Source organism: Yersinia pekkanenii (genome assembly GCF_001152565.1).
GTDB classification, from domain to species: Bacteria; Pseudomonadota; Gammaproteobacteria; order Enterobacterales; family Enterobacteriaceae; genus Yersinia; species Yersinia pekkanenii.
The window spans coordinates 181,672-207,437 of the sequence record NZ_CQAZ01000001.1 but is presented as its reverse complement, the minus strand read 5'-3'; the positions used below and the strand labels follow the sequence as shown (position 1 = coordinate 207,437).

Sequence of the window (25,766 nt, the reverse complement as noted above, 5' to 3'; positions counted from 1 at the left end):
CCGTTTTTGTTTTCTACGACATCCTTCGTATCTGAAGCCGCAGAGGTGTTAACTACGTTCACTTACCTGAATAATTTACCTGATTTAATCTGCTGCAATCCAGCGTGGAACGCGTAGCGTAATCACCAGCCCCCCTTGCTCGCCGTTTCTTGCTTCAACCTGCCCGCCATGAGCCAGAATCACCTTACGGGTAATTGCCAGCCCCAGGCCATAGCCTTTACCAGACATGGCTGATTGAACGCGAACAAAGGGATCAAAAATGCTGGAGAGCTTGCTTTCCTCAACCCCCGGCCCCTGATCCACCACCTGAATCAGATAATTTTTATCCACCAGCGAGAGTGTCACTTTCACCTGCTGACCATGGGTTGAGAAACGCAGCGCATTACGCACGATATTATCAATCGCCCGTCGCATTAACTCAGCATTGCCGTTAACGGTGTACTCCACTTGTGGTGTCACCTGTAGCCAGATTTCCACCCCCGGCACCTGTGCTTCAAAGCGAGCATCATTCACCACGACTTTCACTAACTCGTGTAAATCGAAATATTCGTCATCATCTGTCAGACCGTGATTTTCTGCACGGGATAGCGCCAGCAACTCACCAATCATCTTATCTAACCGTTCCGATTCGTGCTCAATACGCTGCAAGGAACTTTCTACGTTAACCGGATTCTGATGCGCCAATCCGATAGCTAATTGCAAACGAGCCAACGGAGAACGTAATTCATGGGAAACATCATGCAGTAGCTGTTCACGGGCGCTGACCAGCGCTTCAAGGCGTTCCGCCATCGAGTCAAAATCGCGGGCCACCTCAGTCAGTTCATCGTGGCGTCGGCGCATCACCGGCAGTAATCTCACCGATAAATCGCCCTGAGCCACCCGTTCAAAACCGGCACGTAACTGGCGCATAGGCCGCGTCAGGTTCCAGGCTAATAACGCACTGAAAAATAACCCCCCTAATACCCCCATCCAAATCATAGGGATCGGAATGTTCAGTATTTCATGACGATCCTCGTCGGGGTTACCCCGGGGATTAACTGCCCGTAAACCATCAATATCATAACTGATACGATAACCCTGCCCATCGGGATCTTGGACCCAAGTGGTAATTTCTCTCGTGTAAAACTCTGGCTTATTGCCTTTAGGCATCACCTTTCCAACAGGAGTTTCTGCGGCTTCTGGCGGCAGTATGGGTGCAGGTAAGACAGAAAAATGGGTTTTATCCGCCTCAGACCAGTTGGCAATCATAGTATTCAGCGCAGGCAAACCACCGTTATGCAGTACCGAGGCGGCAGATGCAACCTGCAATTTAGCCATCTGCCGCACCATTTCGCGATCAGGCGGTTCATGGCGATTACCGTAAAAGGAAAACACCCCCCACAGCATCTGAGTCATCAAAATAAAGGTCAGCCAAAATCCCAACAGAATTTTCCAGAACAACCTTCCACGCATACGTTATCTCACTCCACCTATGGCCATTATCTGATGCGATAACCAATACTACGTACCGTTTCAATATTCAGGGTGTTCCCCGGCAGAGCGGCAAGCTTCTGACGGATATTGCTGATATGCACATCAACGCTGCGATCGTAGGCTTCCCGTGGGCGGCCTAACCCTTTATCAGATAACTCATCTTTGGTGACCACGCGCTCAGGTGAACGCAACAGCAATTCCAGTAAATTGAATTCCGATGCGGTCAGATCAAAAGGTTTACCCTGCCATTCACTGCTGCGGGTGGATGGATTGAGCGTCAACCCACCCTGGGTGATGACACTATCCTCTATCGACAACACTTCAGGATGCTCATCAAAACGGCGCAACACGGCACGCAGTCGGGCCACCAGTTCGCGTGGATAGCATGGCTTAGGCATATAATCATCAGCCCCCATTTCCAGGCCGATAACCCGGTCAATATTGTCACCTTTGGCCGTCAACATAATAATGGGTAAGCGGCTGTTTTTACGCACTTGACGTAATACATCAATACCACTCATATCAGGCAGCATAATATCGAGGATCAAGGCGGTGTACTCTCCAGACAAGGCAGCTGTAATACCCTCTTTGCCGGTTAATACCAATTCGGCATTAAACCCCTCGCCGTTCAGGTATTCCCTTAACATCGTACCCAGTTCTACATCATCGTCGACCAACAAAATTTTCATGTTTAACTCTCCTGCCTGATTTCGGCTATTTTCATGCCTATTTGACTCGCGCGCAGCCAGTTTTACTCAATCCTTACATATTCTTGAATCTCACTTAACTCACACTCACCGGTCTTGGCGGTAAATTACCCCCTGGCATTTGGCTTCACTATTTTCTTAATTGTGGCTCAAGGAACGTTGATTGATTATGCAACAGGTTACAGGCTCGAAACGACGCCTTATCGGGCGGGTCATTGTGCTACTGATCGCCAGCGGCGTGCTGATTTTCAGATTAATGTTACCCGCAGACAAACCCGGTTATATCACCGCCGCCGCCGAGATCCGTACACTGGAACAAACCGTATTGGCTGATGGTTCCATCAAGGCACAAAAACAAGTGACTGTCGGGGCACAGGTTTCGGGGCAAATCAAAACCCTCCATGTCACCCTAGGGCAACAGGTTGAAAAAGGCCAATTAGTGGCTGATATTGATGATCTTACTCAGCAAAATGCCCTGAAGAATGCAGAAGAGGCATTGAAAAATGTGCTGGCCCAACGTACAGCGAAAGTGGCAACACAGAAAAACAACCAACTCACCTACCAGCGGCAACAGCAAATTCTGGCTAAAGGCTTGGGTGTACCCGCTGATTTTGATAGCGCCAAAGCCCTATTAGAGAGCACTCAGGCTGAAATTAATGCGCTTGATGCCCAGATTGCCCAGGCAGAAATTGCCGTCAGCACCGCCAGGCTCAATCTTGGTTACACCAAAATCAATTCGCCAATTGCCGGCACCGTGGTTGCCATCCCGGTAGAAGAGGGGCAAACCGTCAACGCAGTGCAAAGCGCGCCTACCATCATTAAAGTCGCACAGCTCGACACCATGACCATCGAAGCACAGATTTCTGAAGCTGATATAGTGAAAGTCAAAGCCGGTATGCCGGTCTACTTCACCATTTTAGGCCAACCAGAAGAACGGTTCAGTGCCACGCTGCGAGCCATAGAACCGGCTCCTGATTCAATTAACGATGAAACCACTACCTCGTCATCAAGTTCGAGCAGTAGCACCGCCATTTATTATAACGGCCTATTTGATGTGCCCAATCCAAAGGGTGCATTACGTATTTCAATGACCGCGCAGGTCTATATCCTGTTGCATAAAGCCGAGGATGCCATCGTGATCCCTGCCACTGCCTTGGAAAACAACACAGGCAAATATCGGGTTCAAGTCGTGAGCGATAGCGGCAAAGTCAGTCTGCGTGAGGTCACCGTCGGATTAAATAATAATGTCGATGCGCAGATCCTCTCTGGTTTGCAAGCCGGAGAACAGGTGATTGTCAGCCAAGGCAGCACCCGCACCGCCAACAGTAAGGCCCCACACAGGGGGCCACCGATGGGGATGTAACGGATGTCAGATCTAAACCACCGCAAGATTTTGCTTCAGCTTGAGCATGTTAGTCGTACTTTTATTACTGGTGAGAAGAGTAGTGACAAGAAGAGTCGTAGCGAACAGACAGTTCGCGTACTTAATAATATCAATCTAACCATTCACAGTGGAGAGATGGTCGCGATTGTCGGGGCCTCCGGCTCCGGTAAATCGACACTGATGAACATTCTTGGCTGCCTGGATAAGCCCAGTTCGGGTGAGTATCGGGTCGCCGGACGTATTCCTCAGCATTTGGGCAGCAACGCGCTGGCGGAGCTACGCCGTGAGTATTTCGGTTTTATTTTTCAGCGTTACCATTTACTCAATGACTTAAGCGCACGGGAAAACGTTGAAATTCCCGCTATTTACGCAGGTCTTGATCGTGAAGAACGTCGTCAGCGGGCAAGCCATCTGTTATCACGTCTTGGGCTGAGTGAGCGGCTGGATTATCGCCCAAGCCAGCTTTCTGGGGGGCAACAGCAACGAGTCAGTATTGCCAGAGCGCTGATGAATGGCGGTGAAATCATTCTGGCGGATGAACCTACTGGCGCACTTGATACCCGCAGTGGCAATGAAGTCTTAAATATCCTTAAAGATTTACATCAGCAAGGTCATACGGTGGTGATTGTCACCCACGATATGTCGATTGCGCAACATGCCCAACGGATTATTGAGTTGAAAGACGGCGAGGTGATTGCTGACAAGCAAATACAGCCCGTTTCGCAAAAACCAACGTTGGCGAATACGGCCACTCAGGTAAATACCCCCCCCCGTGAAACAGAGCCTGAGATAGCCACTAAATCACCACGGCCCCCGTGGAAAGCGCAGCGTGACCGCCTACAAGAGGCGTTTAAAATGGCGACACTGGCGATGGCCGCACAACGTTTGCGCACCCTGTTGACCATGCTAGGGATTATTATCGGTATTGCGTCAGTGGTTTCCGTGGTCGCGCTGGGAAAAGGCTCACAGCAACAAGTTCTGGCCAATATCAATGCGATGGGCACCAGCACATTAGAAATTTTTCCCGGTAAAGATTTCGGTGATATGCGTTCTACCGCTATTCAAACCTTGCGCGCAACCGATGCCGATGCCCTGGCACAGCAAGGCTATATTCACAGCGTGACACCCACAGTCTCTACCAGCACCACTCTGCGTTACGGTAATAAATCAGTCAGCGGTACCGTCAATGGGGTAGGTGAGCAATACTTTATGGTACGCGGTTATACCCTCGTCCAAGGAATGGCATTTAACCGTGCCAGCGTCGATGGGTTGATGCAAGAAGCGGTGATTGATGAAAATACCCGCGATAAGCTGTTTTCCAATGGGGAAAATCCCGTGGGTAACGTTATCCTGCTGGGTTCCCTGCCCTGCCGGGTCATCGGGGTAGCAGCCAGAAAACAGACTGGCTTTGGCAGTGACGAAAACCTGAACCTGTGGATCCCATACACCACGGTGATGAAGCGTATGCTTGGGCAAGCCTATTTGAAAAGTATCACCGTGCGAGTTAATGATGATATTGACCTGGCGAATGCGGAACAAGGCGTGACCAAATTGCTAACCCAACGCCACGGATCACCGGATTTTTTCGTGATGAATACCGACAGTATTCGTCAGAGCGTCGAGAAAACCACATCAACGATGACATTGTTGGTATCGATGATTGCCGTTATCTCATTGGTAGTCGGCGGTATCGGGGTTATGAATATCATGCTGGTATCCGTCACCGAGCGTACCAAAGAGATTGGCGTACGGATGGCTGTTGGCGCGCGGGCCAGCGATATTATGCAGCAGTTTTTGATTGAAGCCGTTTTAGTCTGTTTACTGGGCGGTAGCATTGGCGTTGTTTTATCACTGGGCATCGGCCTGATATTCAGTCAATTCAGCAGCAGTTTCTCAATGGTTTATTCAGCCTCATCGATCATCACGGCGTTTATAAGCTCCAGCCTGATTGGGGTGATTTTTGGTTTTTTCCCCGCCAAACGAGCAGCAAAAATGGATCCGATCAGGGCATTGGAGCGGGAGTAGATCTTGGCATGTAGATTTTAAGGGTTCGCTGATGAGGGAACCGTAAAAGGCTCCCTCTTTCAGTCAAAAACCCCGGTCGATAAATACCGATCCCCGCGATCACAAATAATCGCCACTATCACCGCTCCTGGGTTTTCCGCCGCTATCCGTAATGCTCCCGCTACCGCGCCACCAGAACTGACGCCACAGAAAATCCCTTCTTCAGTGGCTAGCCGCCGCATGGTCTGCTCGGCGGAAAGCTGAGTGATATCCATGACTTGATCCACCAGCTCAGGGCGGAAAATACCCGGCATGTATTCAGGCGACCAACGGCGAATACCGGGAATACTACTGCCTTCCGCCGGTTGCAAGCCGATAATGGTGACGCGAGGATTTTGGCTTTTCAGATACTGGCTGACACCGGTGATGGTCCCAGTGGTGCCCATACTGGAAACAAAATGACTCACTTTGCCCGCAGTTTGCTGCCAGATCTCCGGCCCGGTGCCAGTAAAGTGCGCATAGGGGTTATCCCTATTATTAAACTGATCCAGCACCTTACCTTGCCCATTGGCCTGCATCATCAATGCCTGATCGCGAGCGCCTTCCATCCCCTGAGCACGGCTGACCAAAATGAGTTCTGCACCGTAGGCACGCATTGCGGCCTGACGCTCCTGACTCATGTTTTCCGGCATCAGCAATTTTAGCGAATAGCCCTTTATGGCGGCAATCATCGCCAGCGCAATACCGGTGTTACCACTGGTTGCTTCGATCAATACATCGCCCGGTACAATTTCACCACGTAACTCTGCCTGCAGGATCATGGCAAGTGCGGCGCGGTCCTTAACCGAACCGGCCGGATTATTGCCTTCCAACTTGACCCAGATCTCCGCCTTCAGCCCTTGGTTCAAGCGTTGCAGTTTGACGAGTGGGGTGTTGCCGATGCAGTGTTCGAGGGTTGTCACGTTAGTTACCTCTATTTACAAATAAGAAAAAGGTGGCTGCCAGGCCACCTTTTGGACCGCTGACAAAGTCAAATAAAGGGGAAACGTGCCGTTGGAGTCGTAACGGCGTGAACCGTCGGAGCGCCCCTGGATGCGCTCGCCCTTCACTCACTGAGCTATAAATAATATTGCCATTAACCTCAGGCGGCACCCGTTCGCCATTGGCAGAAAAACTTATCAGGCGCTTTGGGCTAAAGCAATGGGTTGTAATAATTGATCGCCAGAATATAAGCGTGCATTTAACCCGCCAACATAATAACGATTACCACGAACCGGTGCGTCAATATTGCCCTCTGGCAGCACCACACTGATAGGATCCTGATGCCAGCCAATAGGTTGCACCGTCAGTTGCCAGAAATGGCCGCGCGGGCTGACTTCAAGTACCTGAACCGGTAACGGGCAACGATCGCTCGATTGGGTATTAACTTCCATTTCCCACGGACGCAGGAATAAATCCACACTGCCTTGATGCATCGGGGCTAAGTCCAGCGGCCAGTGATGTGCACCAATAAACAATTGTGCCCCCCGGATTTCACCACTCAGACGGTTAACTTCACCGAGGAATTCCAACACAAACCGAGTGGCAGGATAACGCCACACTTCATCCGGTGTCCCTACTTGTTCAATATTGCCCTGACTCATCACCACCACCCGATCGGCAACTTCCATCGCTTCTTCCTGATCGTGGGTGACGAAAACGCTGGTGAATTTCAATTCTTCATGTAACTGGCGCAACCAACGGCGCAGTTCTTTACGCACCTGTGCATCCAGTGCGCCAAATGGCTCATCCAGCAACAGGATCTGTGGTTCGACCGCCAGCGCCCGCGCTAAAGCAACCCGCTGTTTCTGACCGCCGGAAAGCTGTGACGGAAAACGGTTAGCAAGGTGACCTAATTGCACCATCGCCAACAATTGTTCCACTTTATGCTTAATCGCCGCCGCATTCGGCCGCTCACGACGCGGTAACACCGTCAGGCCGAAAGCAATGTTATCGAACACCGTCATATGGCGGAACAAGGCATAATGCTGGAAAACAAATCCCACACGCCGATCGCGGGCATGCAGGCGGCTGACGTCAGTGCCGTGGAAGCTTAAGCGCCCCGCGTTTTGCTTTTCCAATCCAGCAATAATTCGCAGTAAAGTGGTTTTCCCCGAACCAGAAGGGCCGAGCAAAGCCACCATTTGACCAGAAGGAATATCAAGCTGGATGTCATTCAGTACCTTGGTACGACCAAAATACTTGCTGATATTATTAATCTCAATGCTCATGCTTTTGCTCCTGTTCGAGGCGAACAACCTGACGGGCCAAGCGCCATTGCAGGCCGCTTTTCAGAAAAAGGGTCACTATTGCCATCAGGGTAAGTAACGCAGCGGCGGTAAATGCCCCAGCGGTGTTGTAATCCTGATGCAACAACTCAACTTGCAGCGGCAAAGTGTAGGTCTCGCCACGAATAGAACCGGATACCACAGAGACAGCGCCAAACTCACCAATGGCGCGGGCGTTGGTCAACACCACGCCATACAGCAGCGCCCAGCGAATATTCGGCAAGGTCACCCGGCGGAACATTTGCCAGCCAGAGGCACCGAGCAATACTGCCGCCTCATCTTCCTGACTGCCCTGACTCATCATTACCGGTACCAATTCACGTACCACAAACGGGCAGGTGACGAAGATAGTCACCAGCACCATGCCAGGCCAAGAGAACATCAATTGGATATCATGAGAATCCAACCAGCCACCCACCACGCCGTTCGAGCCGTAAAACAGCAGATACATCAAACCCGCCACCACTGGCGAGACAGCAAACGGAATATCAATTAGCGTCATTAACAATTGGCGACCGGGGAAGACAAACCGTGTGACTAACCACGCCAGTACTACACCGAACACCAGATTCACCGGCACGGTAATCAGCGCCACCCACACCGTCAGCCAAATGGCGTGTAACATGTCCGGGTCTGACAAATTTTGCCCAACCACGGCGATCCCTTTGGAAAAGGCAGTGATAAAAATCCACGCCATTGGGATAACCAACAGTAAAAACGAGAATATGGCGCCGATGGCGATCAGGGTCCATTTTCCCCAGTTAATCGGGGGGCGGGCCACACCGTTAAACTCCGTGATATCCGCCATCAGTGCCCGCCTATCCGCCGACCAAAGCGGCTCTGTAAGGTGTTAATACCAAACAGTAGCGCCAGTGAAACCGCCAGAATGACCGAGGCAATGGCACTGGCGGCCGGGTAATCAAACTCCTGCAAGCGGATGAAAATCATCAGCGAGGTCACTTCGGTTTTCCAGGCAAGATTACCGGCGATAAAAATAACTGCACCGAACTCCCCCAGACTGCGGGTAAAGGATAATGCCGTCCCCGCCAGTAAGGCCGGAGCCAATTCCGGCATTACTACCAGACGGAAGCTCTGCCAACGGCTGGCACCCAAGGTTTCCGCCGCTTCTTCATATTCCGGCCCTAGTTCTTCAAGTACCGGTTGCACCGTGCGCACCACAAACGGCAGGCTGGTAAACGCCATCGCGACGGCAATCCCTAACCAGGTAAAGGAAACTTTGAGACCAAAAAACTCGTTTAACCAGGCACCGTACCAACCGGTGGTAGAAAACAGTGTTGCCAGTGTCAGGCCCGCCACCGCAGTAGGTAAGGCGAATGGCAAATCCATCAATCCATCCAATAAACTGCGCCCTGGGAATTGATAGCGCGTCAGGATCCAGGCCATCAACATGCCAAATACCGCATTAAATACACTCGCCACCCCCGCAGCCAGTAACGTCACTTTATAAGCCGCGACCACCTGAGGGTTGGAAATCACCGCCCAGTACTGCGCCCAACTCATCTGTGCGACCTGCATCACTAACGCACTCAGCGGCAATAACAAGATCAGACAGGTATAAAGCAGGCTGCTCCCAAGACTGAGGGTGAATCCGGGCAGAACTCGTTTACTGGATGCCGACAACATTACTGATGCCCTTCCGCTAACAATTTATCCAGTACACCGCCCGTGGCGAAATGGGTACTCATCACTTGCGGCCAGCCACCAAATTGCTCTTCAACGCGGAATAATTGGGTGTCAGGAAATTGGGATTTGGCCGCCTCCATTGCCGCTTTGTCATAGACACGGTAGTTAAAGCTGGTGATAACCTGCTGTGCTGGCGGGCTGTAGAGATAATTCAGGTAAGCAATGGCGGCTTTTTCAGTGCCATTCTTTTCTGTATTCTTATCGACCCAAGCCACTGGGAATTCCGCCAAAATATCCACTGGCGGCACAATCACTTCGTATTTGTCGCTGCCGTACTCTTTACGGATATTGTTCACTTCAGATTCGAAACTGATCAGCACGTCGCCCAAACCACGCTCAACGAAAGTGGTTGTAGCACCACGGCCGCCGGTATCAAATACCACCACGTTGCCCAGAAAGCGTTTCATCCAATCGCGGGTTTTAGCCTCATCCTTACCATTCGCCTGCTCCGTAGCGCCCCATGCCGCCAGATAGGTATAACGGCCATTACCGGAGGTTTTTGGATTTGGGAATACCAGTTTGACGTCTTCGCGTACCAAATCATCCCAATTATGGATATTTTTTGGATTATCCTTACGCACCAAAAAAGCCATGGTGGAGTAGAACGGTGAGCTGTTATTGGGTAAACGGGCCTGCCAATCTGCCGGAATAAGATTGCCGCGATCATGCAGGATCTGCACATCAGTGACCTGGTTATAGGTCACTACATCCGCTTTCAAACCTTGCAAAATAGCCAGTGCCTGCTTGGAAGAGCCAGCATGCGATTGCTTAATGGTCAATTTGTCGCCAGGATTTTGTTGTTCCCACTGTTTCTGGAACCCCGGATTCAGTGCTGAGAATAACTCGCGGGAAACATCATAAGAGCTGTTGAGCAACTCAGTGGCAGAGGCGGTTGCACTGCCGAAAATTAACGCGCTTAATAAAGCAACACCGGTCCATCTATTTTTCTTGATTGAAGTCTGCTTCATTTTGCACCTTATTCACTGAGCTCATCTGGCGACCTCTCATTCATGAAGAATGTTGTGCCGTTAAATTATGTTCAGTGTATTTATAACTAGGTGCATACCTATAACGCTTTTATATACCGTTTAGTCATGTTCAAGTATCAAATGCTCTAAGCCAACAACAACGCTGTTCATCAGCCCTGTCATTTTACTGCTATACGCCATTAAAAAGCCCAGCCAACCTGCACTGGGCAATAACTCGATAAAAGTGTTACTTCTGCGTGACAACACTCGTATGGCTTGAACCGATCGCACCACTGAATGGCTGGCCGTCGATGGCATCCACCATGCGTAAACCGGATGGCCGAACCCAGCGCTGCACGCGAGATGGCATATCAAAACCAATCAGCAGGATCACCACAAATGTCAGGCTGAACGAGAGCGAACCTAACGCGGTACCCAGGCTGAGATGCTGTGCAATCGACGCCCCCAGAATAGGGGCTAATGCCCCACCCAGTGCGCCGACGTTGTAGGTAAAGCCCAAGCCCGCAGCACGTTGTTCGGTGTCAAAATAGCCGCCCAGCAGTTTCGGCAATAACCCGGCAATACCCTGCCCCAGCATTTGTTGTAAAAACAGTAAACCGCCCAAGAACAAGATGCTACTGCCCTGAATGGCAAACAATGGGATTATCAGTAATTGTGAAATTAATAGGCTGGTCACATACGCTTTACGCGTCCCCAACCAATCGCCGAGGAAGCCACCAACACAGCAGCCAACCGCCGCACCAAACCCACTGAAGAACAATATATTGCCCACCATGTGTGGATCATAGCCCAGATCCATTTTCAGATAAGTTGGCAGCAATGCCTGGATCGGCCAGGAATAAAGGAAGGCGCAGAACACCACCACCATCAGCATCACCCCGGTCGGCCAGCGCTCACCACTGGTTTGAACCATAAAGTAAACGAATATGGCAGCACAAAGAATACCGAGGATCACGACCAACGGGGTTGATACCATGCCGGTGAAACAAGCGTAGAGCGAGGCGGCAGCAAATATTGTCAGGCCGATATTGAGATAGCTCAGGTTGCTGCGATACAGAATATCCACCATATTGCGGTTTGTTGTCTGTTTAGACTGCAGTTGCAGACTCTGTGCTTTCTCCCAGTCTGCTGCTTCCGGCAGATTTTTACGCAACCATAACGCAAAGATAATTGGCAGCAATCCGATATAGAAAAGCATACGCCAGCCAAAGGCCGGAACCACGTAACTGTAAGCCTGAGCGGCGACTACTGCGCCGATAGAGAAACCAGAGATGAGAAAACCGCTGGCTTTATTACGCATATTTTTAGGCCAGCTTTCCATCACGTAGGTCGAACTGGAGCCATACTCCCCCGCCATACCGATACCAATAATCAGTCGGGCAATAAACAGCGTGGTGTAACCGGGGGCTAAACCACAGGCCAGCGTACCGAAGGAAAACAGCACAATACTGGTGATCATCGCCAGTTTACGGCCATAACGGTCACCCATAGCGCCGAGTACCAGACCACCAAACCATCGTGAAATAAAAGCAGCGGAAATCAGACTGGTCGCTTGAATCAGTGTCAGGCCGAATTCTTGCTTAATATCAGTCAGAACCAGAGTAATAAGAACAAAATCAAAGCCATCCAGGGCGTAACCGATCCAGGCGGCCATAAATGCCTTCCATTGCGCAGAGGTTAGCTGCTGGTACCAACGCAATGGTTTATCTCCACGAGGTAATTTATCCGCGCGTGGTTGTACTGAAGTGCTCATATCGTCGCTCTCTCTACACCACCAGCTACGTCACTGGCAGAAACTGTTTTCCTCGCGGTAGATATAACTATCGTAACTGATTGTTTACTATTACTTCATCGGTTACTAATAGCAGGTTCCCGCCACATTGATATTTGAGCGGTTTTACTCCAAACGAAAATATGTAAAGGAGTAAAACTCCACTTGAGTGTATAAGATCAGCCCACCATTTCAATCATAATGTGTCTAAAACGTGACAAAGATGGCGAAATGCTGACGTGAATGAGAGTGGCAACAGAATGATAGGGTGTTGATCACCGCTGTTGGTATATCGCCACAGCGGTTATGGGGAATACAGCAGAAAATATATTACCGGTCATCCATTTTGGCTGACCGCCTGGGTGGTTTTACGCTTAATGCTCTCAGCCTGCACCGGATCGGCTTTGACCAACAAGGCATAGATCAAATCCAGTACAAATAATTGGGCAATTTTGGTACCGATGGAATCCCCTTGTAACTGCCCCTGCCGGTTACCGTTAATCAGAACATAATCTGCCAGTTCAGTGATCGCGGATCCCATATTGTGGGTCAGTGCCACGGTAGTTGCACCGGCCTGCTTCGCCAGTTTTAACGCATTCACGGTTTCAGCCGACGTTCCTGAGTGGCTGATACCGATCGCCACATCACCGGGTTGCATCAAAGAGGCTTGCATATACATAAAATGGTTGTTCGTGGCGGCATCCACCCGTAACCCAATACGCATCAATTTGCTCTTGGCATCTTCTGCCGTAATGCCAGACGAACCAATACCAAAAATACACACTTTATCCGCTGGACGCAGTAATTTAACCACCTGCTCGATATTGTCGAACGACAGCAAATTCAAGGTCTCAGACAATACATTATTAATGGCTGACTGCAATTTCCCGCCAATGGCCAGCGCATCATCCTCTTCCTGTACATCGGCATCCAACAGGCTGTTTTCATTATTATTGTTATGGCGGGTCGCCACTTCAATGGCCAGATCCATTTTGAAATCCTGAAACCCTTTATAACCTAGCGTCCGACAGAAACGGATGATAGTGGCTTCACCGGCCTGCGTCAGCGAGGCAAGGTCGGCAATGGAAAGGTGGGTCACTTTAGCGGGTTCAGCCAGAATATAGACGGCGATACGCTGTGCTGAGCGTGTCAGGCTATTTTGCATCGCACCCAAGGCATCAAGAATTTTACCGGGTTTAAAACGGGGGATACCAGTCTTCACACGGACACCTCAAGGGAAAGAAAATTGACGAACAGGAGATATATCTGGGGCGCATCATGACATAAATGCCCTACTTGGTGAAGAAGAATGGCAGCATTATGTGGGGAAAAGGACGAACCGAGAGCCATAAAAAAACCCCGGGGGACCGGGGAAGATGTCAAAGATAACGAGTGGTCTTATTATAGGTAAATCATATGGATAGTGCATTTTTAAGCAAAGTGTGATGAACTTTCACCACCACTTTCTTGATGGTACCGGAGCCGGTAATTTGGCAGCCTGGCTTATGAGGCTCGCCCGGGAAAAATACCGCAAACATCCCCGGTAGCATGCGTAATTGGCTTTTATCTGGAATGTCGGCAATCAATTGGTAGTCATCGTCGGCATGATAAGGCTCCAAGAGCTCGGTCGGCGTCAGAACCGAATATTCAATGCCTTCCACCCCCCTTATCAGCAGTTGAACATCGGCATAAGTTCGGTGCATTTCGGCTTTCTTATGTTCAGCCGGTTGAGTATCGAACTCCATAACATTCATGAAAAGCAGCTCACCGTCGATTTCATGCCGCCCACAGCTTAGCTCCGCCAAGGGCGTTTCAGCCAGATAGGCCAGCACCCCTTGCAGACGCTCAGGTAACCCACTGAAAAAAGCTGTTTGTGTTAACGATCCGCTGATCATATTAGCCTCAATATTTTTTGGTCTGATGTTATGACGACAACGATGATCTGGCCCAGAGCGCTGCGCCCAGTAAACCACTGTCCTGACGGTGACGGGCCACTTGTATTGGCACCCGATAGATTTCAGGCAGCGTTTTTTGTGCGCCGATAACCCGCTCCTGATACCCCACCGCCAGCCCGACACTGCCGCCCAGAATCACTATTTCCAGATCGAGCGCCATTTTCATATCGGCCAGCATCTGAGCAATAGCCGCCGCCGAACGATGAATAATGATTTCAGCCTGCACATTGCCAAGCTGTGCCATTTCAAACACTTGGGCGGCAGAGGCCGGTTGAGCCCAACCCAAGGTTTCGGCCCCGATAGCGCTACCGGAAGCCACACTCTCGACACATCCACGACGACCACATCCACATAACAGGCCATGGGGATCGGATAAAGTATGACCAATATGGCCTGCCAGCCCGTGGTTACCCACCAGCAATTTTTTATTCAGAATAATGCCGCCGCCCACGCCAGTGGAAACGGTCACAAACATCATATTGTTTACCGACATTATATGGCCGGATCCGTCGCTCAATGCCTGATATTCAGCCCAGGCCGCCGCTTGTCCATCATTGAGTAATACGCAGGGCAGACTGGCAATGGACTGAATGCAATCCTGCAACGGGAAATCGGCCAACCCACCCAAATTGAGCGGATTAAGCGCCGTCAGACGGCCCCCATTGATAATACCGGTTGATGCTACGGCAATAAAATCAACCAGATGGCGGTAAGGTGCAATCAGGGTTTCCAGCGCTATAGCCAGTTGTTCGGCACCCCCGCGTGGAGTCGCTACCTGTTGGCGACCAATTAACATGCCGCTCTCAGTAACTACCGCCGCCGCAATTTTTGTCCCACCGATATCCAGTGCTAACACTTTTCCCATCTGGCGTAGCCCTCTTGTAACTGTCCCCTTCGTACTTGAAACTACAGGGTTGTTAGCGGCGCGCACTCACCCGAATCACTGACTTGAGTAAACTCATCGGGCTTTGTTTGCTGGCCGCCTACCTGCAACTCCAATTACTTTGGGGATATTATGAATGTAATAATGTTGACGGGATAACTATGACAATTTTTCCGGCCAAACTCCATTATTATTTAAATATTGGAGCTTTGCTCCATAAAAAGCACGTGCTGACCCCATTAAATGAATGGTTGACCATTGCACCCTGCGAATAAAAGATCTAACATAATGGAGTTAAACTTCATTTATAATTAAAGATCGGAGCTAAAGACCGTGCGCGATCTAACTGCGAGTGACCCGAGCATGAGTAATACCAGTAATCTTCGCCACACCCTTCAAAATGGCCTTATTGCATCTTGCCAGCCAGTTCCCGGCAGTGCCATGGATACACCTGAAATCGTGGCCGCAATGGCAATGGCTGCGTTAGCTGGTGGTGCCGTCGGCCTGCGCATTGAAGGTATCCGTAATATTCAGGCGGTGCGTCGGGTTACAGATGCGCCAATTATCGGCATTATTAAACGTGATCTGCCGGACTCCGAGGTCAGAATTACACCGTGGCTGGAAGATGTGGATGCACTGAGTGCTGCCGGGGCCGATATCATCGCTTTTGACGTCACCTGCCGCACCCGCCCGGTTTCCGTTGAAGACTTATATCACCGGGTACAGGCCACAGGCCGCCTGTCCATGGCCGATGCCTCTAATATAGAAGATGGCCTGATGGCGCATCGATTAGGTATCGACTTTATCGGCACGACCTTATCCGGCTATACCCAAATACCGGTCCCTACCGAACCGGATCTGGCGCTGGTTAAACAACTGGCACAAGCAGGCTGCCGGGTGATTGCCGAAGGCCGTTATAACTCGCCCGCACTGGCAGCAGCAGCAATCTCTGCGGGGGCCTATGCCGTCACGGTTGGATCTGCGATTACCCGTATCGAACATATTTGCGGTTGGTTCTGTGATGCTATCCAACAACGTGATAGCGGTAAAACCGACTGAACAATTGATGGCACTGAAGATTAATGTGGCCAAACCGGCCACCCACTCTCTCTGATTTATAAGGATGCGTATGAAAAAGTTAACCGGCCTGATTGCAGCTCCGCACACTCCCTTTGATGAGCAGGGTGAAGTCAATTATTCAGTCATCGACCAAATTGCAGAACATCTGGTTAATGATGGCGTAAATGGGGTGTATGTCTGCGGTACTACCGGCGAGGGTATTCATTGCTCGGTTGAAGAGCGTAAGAAAATTGCTGAGCGCTGGGTTAAAGCGGCTCAAGGCAAATTGAGCATCACCTTGCATACTGGTGCTCTTAGCATCAAAGATGCTGTCGACCTCTCACGCCATGCAGAAACACTGGATATCTTTGCCACCTCAGCTATCGGTCCCTGCTTCTTTAAACCGGGTAATATCGACGATCTGATTGCCTATTGTCAGGCAATTGCCGCAGCGGCACCGTCGAAAGGCTTCTATTACTATCATTCCGGGATGTCTGGGGTGAATTTGGATATGGAGCAATTCCTGATCAAAGCCGAATCCAAGATCCCGAATTTGTCAGGACTTAAATTCAACAATGCGGATTTATATGAATACCAGCGCTGCCTTCGGGTCAGTGGCGGTAAATTTGATATCCCATTCGGGGTAGATGAGCATCTGCCCGGTGGCCTGGCCGTCGGCGCTATCGGTGCGGTCGGCAGTACTTATAACTATGCCGCTCCGCTGTTCCATAAAATCATTACAGACTTCAATGCTGGCAATCAAGTAGCAGTACAGCGTGGTATGGATCAAGTTATCGCGCTGATCCGCGTGCTGGTGGAATTTGGTGGCGTGGCTGCCGGTAAAGCGGCAATGCAATTACACGGTATAAATGCCGGTAACCCACGCCTGCCATTGCGGACATTGAGCCAAGAACAGAAGCAGACAGTAGTTAACAGAATGCGTGATGCACTCTATCCTGCTTAATTGACCTTGTGGCGGTGTTAGAAAAAATAGCAAGGCCGGCTCCCCGGCCTTTATTTATTCAAAAGAATGGAACTTATAAAGATAATAATTTAGTCAGTGACGGAGCAAAATAATAACTGCCGGTCACCGGTTTGCTAAAGCGCAATAACTGATCGTGCTTGCCATCTAACTCACCAAACATGCTCAGCAATTGTTGTTCGATATTATGCAAGCGTGCGCAATAGGCGATAAAATACAAACCGTGCTTGCCGCTGGCGGTGCCGTAAGGCAGGCTTTGGCGCAGAATTTTCAATCCCTTACCATTTTCTTTCAGGTCGACGCGGCTAACATGTGACGTGTCAGGGCGCTGATCGGAAGGCAGCTCTTGGCTATCAGGCTTAGTGCGCCCCACAATTTTCTCTTGCTCATCTTCAGGAATACGCTGCCATTTGTTCAGATTATGCTCATAACGCTGAACCAGGACATAGCTACCACCGGCATCTTCTTCACCTTCAGCAATCACCGCCACTTCCGGGCGGCTATCACCTTGAGGATTCTCGGTACCATCAATAAAGCCAGTAAAATCACGTTCTTCTACCCAGCGGAAGCCATGGGTCTCTTCTTCGACCGCAATTGCATGACCAAAAGCCGCCACTGCGGCCTGTGCTAAGGTGAAGTTGATATCTTGCCGTAATGACTGAATATGAATCAGCAAATCACGCTGAGTGGCGGGGGCCAGCCCTTTGCCTAATGAGACAAACGGTTTTAGCTCACGGGCACCCTGCCCATTGGATAAATCATGCCAAACATCTGAACCGAAAGCGATGACTGCACCTAAATGCTCGTTAGGAAACTTTTGCTGTAATTCCTGCAATGACTGACAGAATTTTTTGCATCCTTGACGGATAGCATCAAATTCGCCCTGCACTTTTGCTTCCATAAAAATGGCAAAACGACAGTGTTCCAGCAGAATGCCACTCTGAACTTGAGTCATGTTTACTCCCTCACTAAAAGCCGGTGTTAATTATGCCGAATATCATAACTGAAGAGATCAAAATAACCTTGCGTCAGCAAAAAATAAAATTGAGCCTGAGGAGGAAACAGCGATGGGAATTATATTAAGACACCAGAGTCAGCAATAGCGCCTTAATATAGCGATAATAACTATTCGCTTTTAGCGCGCCATATAATTTTACTCACTTTCCAGCGTTGCAAAGAATCATCTGACGGCATTAAGCTTTCAGGACCATGCCAGTCGCCATTAAATAAATAGCTGACATGCTGGCTGTCCGGTGCCGCGCATTCTATTTGCGCGATATCATCGCCCGTGCCTTTATGACAAACACCGAATGCTTTTTTATATAAATCACTGAATGGTGTGCCTATCGTTACCCCCCATTGACTGGGAATACCTTTATCCAGCACATCGATACGTTCTACTGTACCTTTCGGCTGCCCGGAGATAACCAGCATAATTTGCTCTCCTTTCATCACCTGATAAAAAGAAACCAATTGACCATCATTGGTCGCCATACCGCTGCGTAGCCGATAGTCGCCTTTCAACCCTTCTTTGATGTCGTTTTCAACCAGTGGGGTACTGGCGGTGATCCCACCGACACCGTTATCAGTCACCTGCATACTGCTACTGCCGCTGAACCAATTGAGCGGCGATAGACTCGACCAAGATAAACCAGACATGGTTGAACACCCAGCCAACAACAAAGGGGCACCCAGTAATAACAACCGCACCCCAGACAACCGTGGGCGAGTATTCATCTAAAACTCCTTAAAAAAACCACCACATTCGGTAATGCTTTGCTGCATAGCGTAAAATGCAGCAGCAACAACAATATGCGCAGTTTAAAAATGATAACCAGTGGTTGGAGTCCACACCGTTAAAAAAGTGCCATAACCGAGTTGGCTTTAATCGCCTTGACCAGTAAAGGCTGTACCCACCCTACACTTGCAGCCGTTAAAAGCCACCAGCACCGTTGATAAAACTCACTTTATCCCCATATCAGAAAAGCTTAAGCTTTAATTACGCAAATTATAACGCAATTTTGGTCTACTATTGGGTAGCACAGGGGCTTGCGCAGCCTCTGGTTTTAAACATAAGTATTCATTCATTGAAGGAGCAATAAAATGAAGAAATTAACCTTAGCGGCAACTCTGCTGATGTTATGCGGTACGCCACTATTAGCCCAAAGTGCGACCACTCCCGCACAGGGTGGCTTTGATGGCCCGGCAACAACGCAGACACAACCCACTGCCCAAGGTGGTTTTGCTGGCCCTAGCGCCACCAATACCACGGTGGATAAAGTCAAAACCATGCGTGATGACACCCGTGTCACACTGCAAGGTAATATCGTCGAGCGTTTAGGCCACGATACTTATACTTTCAGCGATAGCACCGGTAGCATTACCGTTGATATTGATAGCAAACGCTGGAAAGGCCTAACCATCACGCCACAAGATAAAGTACAAATCGAAGGGAAAGTGGATAAAGACTGGAACTCAGTGGAAGTTGATGTGAAAAACATTACCAAAATTAAGTAATTAATTTGATCGTTAAGCGACGGGAGTCGCAGCCAGTTGGGCTGCGACTCCCGGTAATAATGTCACGCCCAAAAATCATTGGAGCCACAGCGCCTCTGTGACGTCAAGGATGAAGGGAGTCTGGGTTCACCCATGAAGAACCTGATAACACCCCGCCATCAATGGTAATAGCTTGTCCGGTTAAATAGGCCGAGGCAGAAGAACTTAAAAAGAGCACTGCGCCAATCAGATCTTCTGGATTGCCTAGCCGCCCTTGCGGAATAAAGTTCTGGAACCATTTTGAACGATATTCGTCATCCCACAGCGGGCGGGTAAATTCAGTCTTAATAAAGCCGGGTTCAATGGCATTGACTTGAATATTGTCACCCACCCATTCCCGTGCCATTGCTTTGGTTAATTGGCTGACAGCGGCTTTTGACGCGGCATACACAGAAATGGTGTTAAATGCATGCTTCGCGCTCAGTGAACTGATATTAACAATTTTCCCTCCCCCCTGCTTCGCCATATAAGGTTGGACGGCTTGCGCCAGAAAATAGACACTACGCAAGTTGATATCAATAATGGCATCAAAGTCTGCGGCACTGACATCTTTAATCGGTTTTCTGCGATTAACACCTGCGCTGGTCAGTAAAACATCAATGTGACCCAGTGTGTCATACACGGTATCGACCAACTGCCGGCAAGCTGCGACATCACTCAAATCAGCGCTAATTGATATCGCTTTGCCGCCTGCGGCTTCAATGGCGTCTTGAATTGGTTGGGTGCGCGCGATATCAATATCGTGTAATGCCACTGTTGCGCCGGCATTCGCCAGCGCCTGACTTAGCACACGACCAATGGCCCCGCCCGCACCAGAAACCAACACCACCTTGCCCTGTAAAGAAAATAACTTCTCGATAATATTACTCATAGGCACCTTCAAATAGTCACTCGCCGACACGACAGCCAACATGGAGATAAAATGTTAACGCCATTTTTTACTAAAAATTACAGCTCCACCGGACGTGCGGGATCAATGATCCATTCACTCCAGGACCCCACATAGTGTTTGGCATCACCCAACCCTGCATGCGCTACCGCCAAAAGATTCTGAGCGGCCGTCACCCCCGAGCCGCAGTAAAATACCGTGCGCTCAATCGGTATTTCCCCCAGTAACCGAGTGTAATACTGGCGTAATTCTTGTGGTGAACGAAATAGCCCATGACTGTCGAGCGTGTTAGCGCGATCGGCCAGCCTTGCGCCAACAATGTGTCCACGAACCGGGTCATGATAGACACCGCCCCCGTGAAAACCGGCTTCTGAACGGGAATCAAACACCGCCCATTCCGGGTTCTGACGGACGTTGTCCACCAACTCTACATTTGCAAGATAATCAGTGCGTTCTTGGGCAACGAATAGCGCTGGCGTCAGGGTCGGGACCTCGCTGGCGATGGGATAACCGGCGTTAAGCCATCTTGTCCAGCCGCCATCCAATACTGCCACTGCATCGTGTCCCAACCAACGCAGCATCCACCATGTGCGTGATGCGGCCATCAATCCCCCACTGGCGTCATACACAATCACTTGCGTATTGGGGCCAATTCCCCATTGAGAAAGTGTGTTTGCAAACACGTCACTCGGCGGCAGTGGGCGTCGGCCGGTATGCCCTGGGATAACGGTGCCAGACAAATCCGCGGCCAAATTGGCGTAGTGAGCACCGGGAATATGCCCGGCCTGATACTGGCTTTGTCCCCAAGTTTCATCATCTAACGTGAAGCGCGCATCCAAAATGACCCAATTTGTATCGTGCAGATGCTCAGCCAATTCATTGGCCGAAATTATTGTTTTGTATGTCATATAACCCCCTGGTAAAAATAATCGCTCGGTGCTTCGCCGGGCAGCGGAATATGTTCCGCAATCAATCCCTGATCTCTTAATGCCAGCCAAAATGCCGCGGGGATAGGATGCTGAAAATTCGCTGAATTTTGCGTGACTTCAGCCTGCTGGGATGGGCCGTACAGCACACTGGCAACAGCACTGGAACCTAATGGGAACTGCAAAGCGGCCGCCGCAAGTGGCACCGCAAAATCAGCGGCAACGGCTTGCAGTTTTCTGACTCGGTCAGCCACTAAAACCGGCAATTTGCCATAGTCATAACGCGCGTCATCCTGAATACCGGTCGCCAATACCCCAGAATTAAACACGCCACCAATGACAATACCTGCACCCTGTTGTTGCGCCCGCAGCAGCTCGTCAGCATAGATTTCTTGCTCAAGTAAGGTGTAACGGGAGGCCACCAAAAACACATCTAATGGATAGCGGTCCAAAAAACGGTTAATCATGCCCGGTTCATTAATTCCGGCACCGAACGCGGCAATTTCTCCCGCCGCTTTCAACTCTTCCAGTGCTCTGAAACCGCCTGATTCCAGCTCTTTTAATTTGTTGAGCAAATCTTGTTCATGGGGGAAATACCCTGTATCCAAGTCATGGATATATAAAATATCGACTTTATTGATCCCCAGCCGCTGCAGGCTATCTTCATAGGAACGCAAAATGCCGTCATAGGTGTAATCATGGACATGATCAAAGGCCAGCCCCCCTTGCCAGGGTGCTGTCTGAAAGTTTTTTCGCGAGCGAGGTACCACCAGTCGACGGCCTACTTTGGTCGACAGCACATAGTCGTCGCGGTTCTTTCTATAAAGAAATCGCCCGGTTCGGTGCTCCCCTTGACCGCGCCCATACCAGGGTGCGGTGTCATATAAACGGATGCCGTTATCCCACGCGGTCTCCAGCGTCGCCTGAGCATCCTGCTCGGTAATCTCTTCGAACAATTCGCCGAGTGGGCATGTTCCTACCCCGACAGTCGGGATCTGAAACCCTGTGGCCCCCAATGGCCGTGTGTTTTTTAACCCCATAATGTCTCCTCGCGATCCTTAATTTCTCTCGGGCAAAACTTGTCTTGCCAGCCAGATGGTTTTGGGCAAAAAAGCCACAGCCAACAACGGCCCCCTTTAATCGTGAAGTCATTGGGTTAATTTCTCTGATAACTGATCCTTGCCACCGCATAGGCATCCAGACTGATGCCCTCAGCGATATCCTGTACTTCACTTTTCTGGCGGAATAGATGGGGGGATAACGCCGCCTGCTCGCTGTGGGCAACATCCAGCATTCGCACCTGAGCCACGCCCACATCAGCTAGCGTGACATTCACTGGCTCACTGGACAGATTGGCAATCAGCAGGATGTTTTCGTTGCACTCTTGCCAACCGATAACCGCCAGTTTTTCACTATTTGATGTCGTCTCAAGGCGCGATTTTCCACTGCCAGCAGCCAAATCAGCGGCCACATGGAATAACGGGTACACATGGCCCTCGCCCTGCCCATCCCACCACTCGCGGGCATAATCTTGCTGAGTTGAAATTACGCCAAATGGCCCGGTCGGTGCACCAAGCACCAAGGTTTCTACCCCGTATTGAGCTAGCACCGCGGCGTAACCGACATGCCATGCCGCCGCAAATAGACCCCGCTGGCGTGGATCATTACGCGCCAAACCGACACGGGCAGAATCAGGGTTCGCCAGCGGGCCACTGCCATAGGGATTTAACCGCGCGCCAATCCCGACAGGGCCGATGCGATAAGGCACATTGCCGGCGAAATATTTTTCAGAACGAATAATATGTCTGGCAGAGCCAATGATGTGGGGCAGTGATTGCAACGTTTCGATAACCGATGCGTCGTCGGCCGCATGAACAGTGGGCGCTGTCGCATGGGTAATAAAATCAAATGCCCCCATTGAGGGGCGCTTGCGATTAAATTCAGTAAAGAAAGCCGGGCTACCGCCGCCGACGGGAATACCAGGAAAGGCTTTTTTAGCCTCGGTATAGATATCCACATCAGAAGGTGATGGTGGGCGAACTTCTCCGGGCTGGAATGAGCGCTCATCAACTTTGGGGAAAATAGCCACTGATAGCGGCGAAATACCGACATCCTTCAGTTGTTTCGCCGCCTGCACGATTTCCGCTACCGGGTCATCGGTGGCGGTAAGCAGTAATTCAAATGCTACCGGCAAATGAGTGCTGGCAGCCAGTTGGCTGGCGGCGGCGAGATGTTCAATATGGTGCTGGGCGGCAGGGTCATAGCGCAGTAACAAATGAACCGGGCCAAGGCTTGCCAGTTGTGGTGCGTAATCAATCGCCTCCGCACTCTCATCAGCAGACAACCCCAGACCGATGGCGGGCATGAGCTGTTTTGCTACTGCCCCCACCGCGACCCGAACCGAGACCTCGCGGTTACTGACAGATTTATCAGCCTGTGGGGTAGCCTGATCGCTAATATTCATGCTTACCGACTGATGTGACACCTGCTCTGGCAGCAGACGATAGGGATAAGGCAAACCAATTGGGCGGCTATATATTTTAAACGAGGCATCCGACCAATTACGGTGATCTTCAGCTTCAAAGGTATCGCCATCAAATCGGGTGGTCACCGACAGATTTTCAACCGGGCGATGGGTAATGGCGCGAATATCGAATATAGGTTGTCCCGGGCTAATGACCTCTGGAATGGTTAACTCGACACTTTCTCCTCCAGCATGTTCGACATGCACGGCGGTTCCCGCAAAACCCGCCAAAGGATACAACACCACAAACCCGGTACGGTTGGTTTCAAAAGGCGTAGCGGCAGCAATGCGAGCGCTAGCTGACAGTGATCCATCGCTGCGCCCGGCAAAGCGGATATTGACGCTGAGCTGCTCGCTACCATTGACGTAATATGCCTGATAGTTCACGGTAAACTCATCATCACTCTGCTGAATATCTAAGCCGCTAATCTGAGGGTCGGGAGTTCCCCAACCCGGCGTGCGCACCAGGAATGTCAGCGCGCGCAACACTTCTATCCCTCGCCAGCGGATCCAGCGCAAAGACCCATTATCAAATTCGGCGGATAAAGACCTTGCTGACAAAGTTTGTTTCGGCGTCTCAGTGGTCGAGGTGCCGGTAAGGAAGACAGCTCTGCTCATCTTTTTTGCTTCTTGATAAAGATATCGAACGTCACGGCGGCAACAATGATGATGCCAATCAGCAACTGCTGTATATATGGCGAGATATTCAGAATGACCAGGCCATTTAACAACACGCCAATCAGCAGTGTGCCAATCACCGTTCCCCAAATACTGCCGGTACCGCCATACAAACTGGTGCCCCCAATAACCACCGACGCGATGACATACAATTCATATTGATTACCCGCCACGGCCTCCGCCGAATTCAGGCGTGCCGTGAGCAAAAAACCCCCCAATCCGGCTAATAATCCGGTCAGCACATAAACGCTGGTCAGGACCCCTTTCACATTCAAGCCACATAACCGTGCTGCTTCGGGATTGGAGCCAATGGCATAAATCGAACGGCCGTAGCGGGTAAAGTGCAACGTCACTGAGGCGAGAATGGCCACTGCCGCAAAAACAATAACCGGAACCGGAACTGGCCCCACCATGCCGCGCCCCCACCAGCCAAAGGCCTCATCGACGCCACTGACTGGGCTGCCGTTACTTATCATTAATGTCAGGCCGCGAAACACGGTCAACCCACCTAAAGTCACGACAAATGCCGGTACCGCCAAACGCGCGATGATCAATCCTTGTAATGCCCCGGCCAGCCCTCCGGTGATAATTGCGGCCAATGCTGCCCATTGCCAGGCAATCTCCCGCGCATTAGAGAACAGCATAAATTGGCCTTCAATACCGCCCTTGGCGACAACAGCCGCCACCATTCCCGACAACGCGGCAATGGCCCCGACGGACAAATCAATGCCGCGAGTCAAAATAATGAATGTCATCCCCACCGCGATAATGCCGTAGATAGAAACTTGTCTGACAATATTAAAAAGATTGATTGATGAAAGAAAACGCGGTGCCAATAAGGTAAATAACGCCATTAACAGCACCAAAAAAATAAGCGGGGCATAACGCGCCAGAATAGCTTTAGTTTTATTACTGTTTTTATTTCCAATCAAGATTGTCGAGCTCATCGTCATAT

At 50.4% G+C, this 25,766-nt stretch carries 22 protein-coding genes and 2 pseudogenes; 6 read left to right on the top strand and 18 right to left on the bottom strand.

Annotated features, from left to right (window positions below; all coding sequences use genetic code 11):
• Positions 1-84: 84 nt before the first annotated feature.
• Both AEP37_RS00890 and AEP37_RS00885 read right to left on the bottom strand, forming a co-directional pair.
• Positions 85-1,452 (bottom strand): ATP-binding protein, encoded by a 1,368-nt coding sequence (locus tag AEP37_RS00890; RefSeq protein WP_049608417.1) that lies wholly within the window; start codon positions 1,450-1,452, stop codon positions 85-87.
• Between the two features lie 26 nt (positions 1,453-1,478).
• Positions 1,479-2,162: a response regulator transcription factor gene (locus AEP37_RS00885; RefSeq protein WP_049608414.1), complete on the bottom strand. Its 684-nt coding sequence runs from the start codon at positions 2,160-2,162 to the stop codon at positions 1,479-1,481.
• A gap of 187 nt (positions 2,163-2,349) precedes the next feature.
• Between AEP37_RS00885 and AEP37_RS00880 the strand changes: the two genes are divergently transcribed.
• The 3 genes and pseudogenes from AEP37_RS00880 to AEP37_RS27825 form a co-directional block, all read left to right on the top strand.
• Positions 2,350-3,543 (top strand): efflux RND transporter periplasmic adaptor subunit, encoded by a 1,194-nt coding sequence (locus AEP37_RS00880; RefSeq protein WP_049608412.1) that lies wholly within the window; start codon positions 2,350-2,352, stop codon positions 3,541-3,543.
• 3 nt (positions 3,544-3,546) lie between these two features.
• Positions 3,547-4,270: pseudogene (locus AEP37_RS27830) on the top strand (ATP-binding cassette domain-containing protein); the annotation flags it as partial.
• Positions 4,271-4,344: 74 nt separating this feature from the next.
• Positions 4,345-5,589: pseudogene (locus AEP37_RS27825) on the top strand (ABC transporter permease); the annotation flags it as partial.
• A 59-nt stretch (positions 5,590-5,648) separates the two neighbouring features.
• Here AEP37_RS27825 and cysM read toward each other — a convergent pair.
• The 9 genes from cysM to AEP37_RS00830 form a co-directional block, all read right to left on the bottom strand.
• The gene (cysM, locus tag AEP37_RS00870; RefSeq protein ID WP_049608406.1) at positions 5,649-6,530 is read right to left on the bottom strand and encodes a cysteine synthase CysM; all 882 of its coding nucleotides are present in this window, start codon (positions 6,528-6,530) and stop codon (positions 5,649-5,651) included.
• 216 nt (positions 6,531-6,746) lie between these two features.
• Complete coding sequence (gene cysA / locus AEP37_RS00865) at positions 6,747-7,838, bottom strand: sulfate/thiosulfate ABC transporter ATP-binding protein CysA (protein WP_049608403.1); 1,092 nt, start codon at positions 7,836-7,838, stop codon at positions 6,747-6,749.
• Positions 7,828-8,703 (bottom strand): sulfate/thiosulfate ABC transporter permease CysW, encoded by an 876-nt coding sequence (cysW, locus tag AEP37_RS00860; protein ID WP_049608400.1) that lies wholly within the window; start codon positions 8,701-8,703, stop codon positions 7,828-7,830. The genes cysA and cysW overlap by 11 nt, the downstream gene beginning before the upstream one ends.
• The gene (gene cysT, locus AEP37_RS00855) at positions 8,703-9,539 is read right to left on the bottom strand and encodes a sulfate/thiosulfate ABC transporter permease CysT (RefSeq protein WP_049608397.1); all 837 of its coding nucleotides are present in this window, start codon (positions 9,537-9,539) and stop codon (positions 8,703-8,705) included. Before cysT ends, cysW begins: the two co-directional genes overlap by 1 nt.
• Entirely contained in the window at positions 9,539-10,567 is a 1,029-nt protein-coding gene (locus tag AEP37_RS00850; RefSeq protein ID WP_049608395.1) for a sulfate ABC transporter substrate-binding protein, read from the bottom strand. The genes cysT and AEP37_RS00850 overlap by 1 nt, the downstream gene beginning before the upstream one ends.
• A gap of 247 nt (positions 10,568-10,814) precedes the next feature.
• A complete protein-coding gene (locus tag AEP37_RS00845) occupies positions 10,815-12,341 on the bottom strand; it encodes an MFS transporter (protein WP_049608393.1) in 1,527 nt (508 codons plus the stop codon).
• Between the two features lie 355 nt (positions 12,342-12,696).
• Positions 12,697-13,524 (bottom strand): MurR/RpiR family transcriptional regulator, encoded by an 828-nt coding sequence (locus AEP37_RS00840; protein WP_456243158.1) that lies wholly within the window; start codon positions 13,522-13,524, stop codon positions 12,697-12,699.
• A gap of 247 nt (positions 13,525-13,771) precedes the next feature.
• Positions 13,772-14,254, bottom strand: coding sequence for an N-acetylneuraminate anomerase (gene nanQ, locus AEP37_RS00835; RefSeq protein WP_049608389.1), 483 nt, complete (start codon positions 14,252-14,254; stop codon positions 13,772-13,774).
• A 28-nt stretch (positions 14,255-14,282) separates the two neighbouring features.
• A complete protein-coding gene (locus AEP37_RS00830; RefSeq protein ID WP_049608386.1) occupies positions 14,283-15,179 on the bottom strand; it encodes an N-acetylmannosamine kinase in 897 nt (298 codons plus the stop codon).
• Positions 15,180-15,560: 381 nt separating this feature from the next.
• On the opposite strand from AEP37_RS00830, the gene AEP37_RS00825 reads away from it, so the two are divergent.
• Positions 15,561-16,256, top strand: a complete 696-nt coding sequence (locus tag AEP37_RS00825) for an N-acetylmannosamine-6-phosphate 2-epimerase (RefSeq protein WP_072086218.1) — start codon at positions 15,561-15,563, stop codon at positions 16,254-16,256.
• Between the two features lie 70 nt (positions 16,257-16,326).
• Positions 16,327-17,220, top strand: coding sequence for a dihydrodipicolinate synthase family protein (locus tag AEP37_RS00820; RefSeq protein ID WP_049608382.1), 894 nt, complete (start codon positions 16,327-16,329; stop codon positions 17,218-17,220).
• Between the two features lie 73 nt (positions 17,221-17,293).
• Here the strand turns inward: AEP37_RS00820 and AEP37_RS00815 are convergent, their stop codons facing one another.
• A complete protein-coding gene (locus AEP37_RS00815) occupies positions 17,294-18,193 on the bottom strand; it encodes a Dyp-type peroxidase (RefSeq protein WP_049608379.1) in 900 nt (299 codons plus the stop codon).
• Positions 18,194-18,363: 170 nt separating this feature from the next.
• Positions 18,364-18,975 carry an RpoE-regulated lipoprotein gene (locus AEP37_RS00810; protein WP_049608375.1) on the bottom strand — a complete coding sequence of 204 codons (612 nt, stop codon included), beginning with the start codon at positions 18,973-18,975 and terminating at the stop codon, positions 18,364-18,366.
• 366 nt (positions 18,976-19,341) lie between these two features.
• On the opposite strand from AEP37_RS00810, the gene AEP37_RS00805 reads away from it, so the two are divergent.
• Positions 19,342-19,755 carry a YgiW/YdeI family stress tolerance OB fold protein gene (locus AEP37_RS00805; RefSeq protein WP_049608371.1) on the top strand — a complete coding sequence of 138 codons (414 nt, stop codon included), beginning with the start codon at positions 19,342-19,344 and terminating at the stop codon, positions 19,753-19,755.
• A gap of 103 nt (positions 19,756-19,858) precedes the next feature.
• Here AEP37_RS00805 and AEP37_RS00800 read toward each other — a convergent pair whose 3' ends face one another.
• The 5 genes from AEP37_RS00800 to AEP37_RS00780 all read right to left on the bottom strand — a co-directional run bounded on the left by AEP37_RS00800 (position 19,859) and on the right by AEP37_RS00780 (position 25,758).
• Positions 19,859-20,665, bottom strand: a complete 807-nt coding sequence (locus AEP37_RS00800; protein ID WP_072086217.1) for an SDR family NAD(P)-dependent oxidoreductase — start codon at positions 20,663-20,665, stop codon at positions 19,859-19,861.
• A 77-nt stretch (positions 20,666-20,742) separates the two neighbouring features.
• Positions 20,743-21,591 (bottom strand): sulfurtransferase, encoded by an 849-nt coding sequence (locus AEP37_RS00795; protein WP_049608366.1) that lies wholly within the window; start codon positions 21,589-21,591, stop codon positions 20,743-20,745.
• On the bottom strand, positions 21,588-22,649 hold the full coding sequence (locus AEP37_RS00790; RefSeq protein ID WP_049608363.1) for an aldo/keto reductase: 1,062 nt from the start codon (positions 22,647-22,649) through the stop codon (positions 21,588-21,590). Before AEP37_RS00790 ends, AEP37_RS00795 begins: the two co-directional genes overlap by 4 nt.
• A 116-nt stretch (positions 22,650-22,765) precedes the next feature.
• Positions 22,766-24,751: a hypothetical protein gene (locus tag AEP37_RS00785; RefSeq protein WP_049608360.1), complete on the bottom strand. Its 1,986-nt coding sequence runs from the start codon at positions 24,749-24,751 to the stop codon at positions 22,766-22,768.
• The gene (locus tag AEP37_RS00780; RefSeq protein ID WP_049608488.1) at positions 24,748-25,758 is read right to left on the bottom strand and encodes an ABC transporter permease; all 1,011 of its coding nucleotides are present in this window, start codon (positions 25,756-25,758) and stop codon (positions 24,748-24,750) included. The genes AEP37_RS00785 and AEP37_RS00780 overlap by 4 nt, the downstream gene beginning before the upstream one ends.
• Positions 25,759-25,766: the final 8 nt, after the last annotated feature.

Coding starts and splice junctions, on each gene's coding strand:
- AEP37_RS00885 (WP_049608414.1), bottom strand. CDS start 2,162: ATGAAAATTTTGTTGGTCGACGATGATGTAGAACTGGGTACGATGTTA.
- AEP37_RS00780 (WP_049608488.1), bottom strand. CDS start 25,758: ATGAGCTCGACAATCTTGATTGGAAATAAAAACAGTAATAAAACTAAA.
- AEP37_RS00890 (WP_049608417.1), bottom strand. CDS start 1,452: ATGCGTGGAAGGTTGTTCTGGAAAATTCTGTTGGGATTTTGGCTGACC.
- AEP37_RS00795 (WP_049608366.1), bottom strand. CDS start 21,591: ATGACATACAAAACAATAATTTCGGCCAATGAATTGGCTGAGCATCTG.
- AEP37_RS00820 (WP_049608382.1), top strand. CDS start 16,327: ATGAAAAAGTTAACCGGCCTGATTGCAGCTCCGCACACTCCCTTTGAT.
- AEP37_RS00840 (WP_456243158.1), bottom strand. CDS start 13,524: ATGCAAAATAGCCTGACACGCTCAGCACAGCGTATCGCCGTCTATATT.
- AEP37_RS00815 (WP_049608379.1), bottom strand. CDS start 18,193: ATGACTCAAGTTCAGAGTGGCATTCTGCTGGAACACTGTCGTTTTGCC.
- cysW (WP_049608400.1), bottom strand. CDS start 8,703: ATGGCGGATATCACGGAGTTTAACGGTGTGGCCCGCCCCCCGATTAAC.
- cysT (WP_049608397.1), bottom strand. CDS start 9,539: ATGTTGTCGGCATCCAGTAAACGAGTTCTGCCCGGATTCACCCTCAGT.
- AEP37_RS00805 (WP_049608371.1), top strand. CDS start 19,342: ATGAAGAAATTAACCTTAGCGGCAACTCTGCTGATGTTATGCGGTACG.
- AEP37_RS00810 (WP_049608375.1), bottom strand. CDS start 18,975: ATGAATACTCGCCCACGGTTGTCTGGGGTGCGGTTGTTATTACTGGGT.
- AEP37_RS00800 (WP_072086217.1), bottom strand. CDS start 20,665: ATGAGTAATATTATCGAGAAGTTATTTTCTTTACAGGGCAAGGTGGTG.
- AEP37_RS00785 (WP_049608360.1), bottom strand. CDS start 24,751: ATGAGCAGAGCTGTCTTCCTTACCGGCACCTCGACCACTGAGACGCCG.
- nanQ (WP_049608389.1), bottom strand. CDS start 14,254: ATGATCAGCGGATCGTTAACACAAACAGCTTTTTTCAGTGGGTTACCT.
- AEP37_RS00825 (WP_072086218.1), top strand. CDS start 15,561: ATGAGTAATACCAGTAATCTTCGCCACACCCTTCAAAATGGCCTTATT.
- AEP37_RS00880 (WP_049608412.1), top strand. CDS start 2,350: ATGCAACAGGTTACAGGCTCGAAACGACGCCTTATCGGGCGGGTCATT.
- AEP37_RS00850 (WP_049608395.1), bottom strand. CDS start 10,567: ATGAAGCAGACTTCAATCAAGAAAAATAGATGGACCGGTGTTGCTTTA.
- cysA (WP_049608403.1), bottom strand. CDS start 7,838: ATGAGCATTGAGATTAATAATATCAGCAAGTATTTTGGTCGTACCAAG.
- AEP37_RS00830 (WP_049608386.1), bottom strand. CDS start 15,179: ATGGGAAAAGTGTTAGCACTGGATATCGGTGGGACAAAAATTGCGGCG.
- AEP37_RS00790 (WP_049608363.1), bottom strand. CDS start 22,649: ATGGGGTTAAAAAACACACGGCCATTGGGGGCCACAGGGTTTCAGATC.
- AEP37_RS00845 (WP_049608393.1), bottom strand. CDS start 12,341: ATGAGCACTTCAGTACAACCACGCGCGGATAAATTACCTCGTGGAGAT.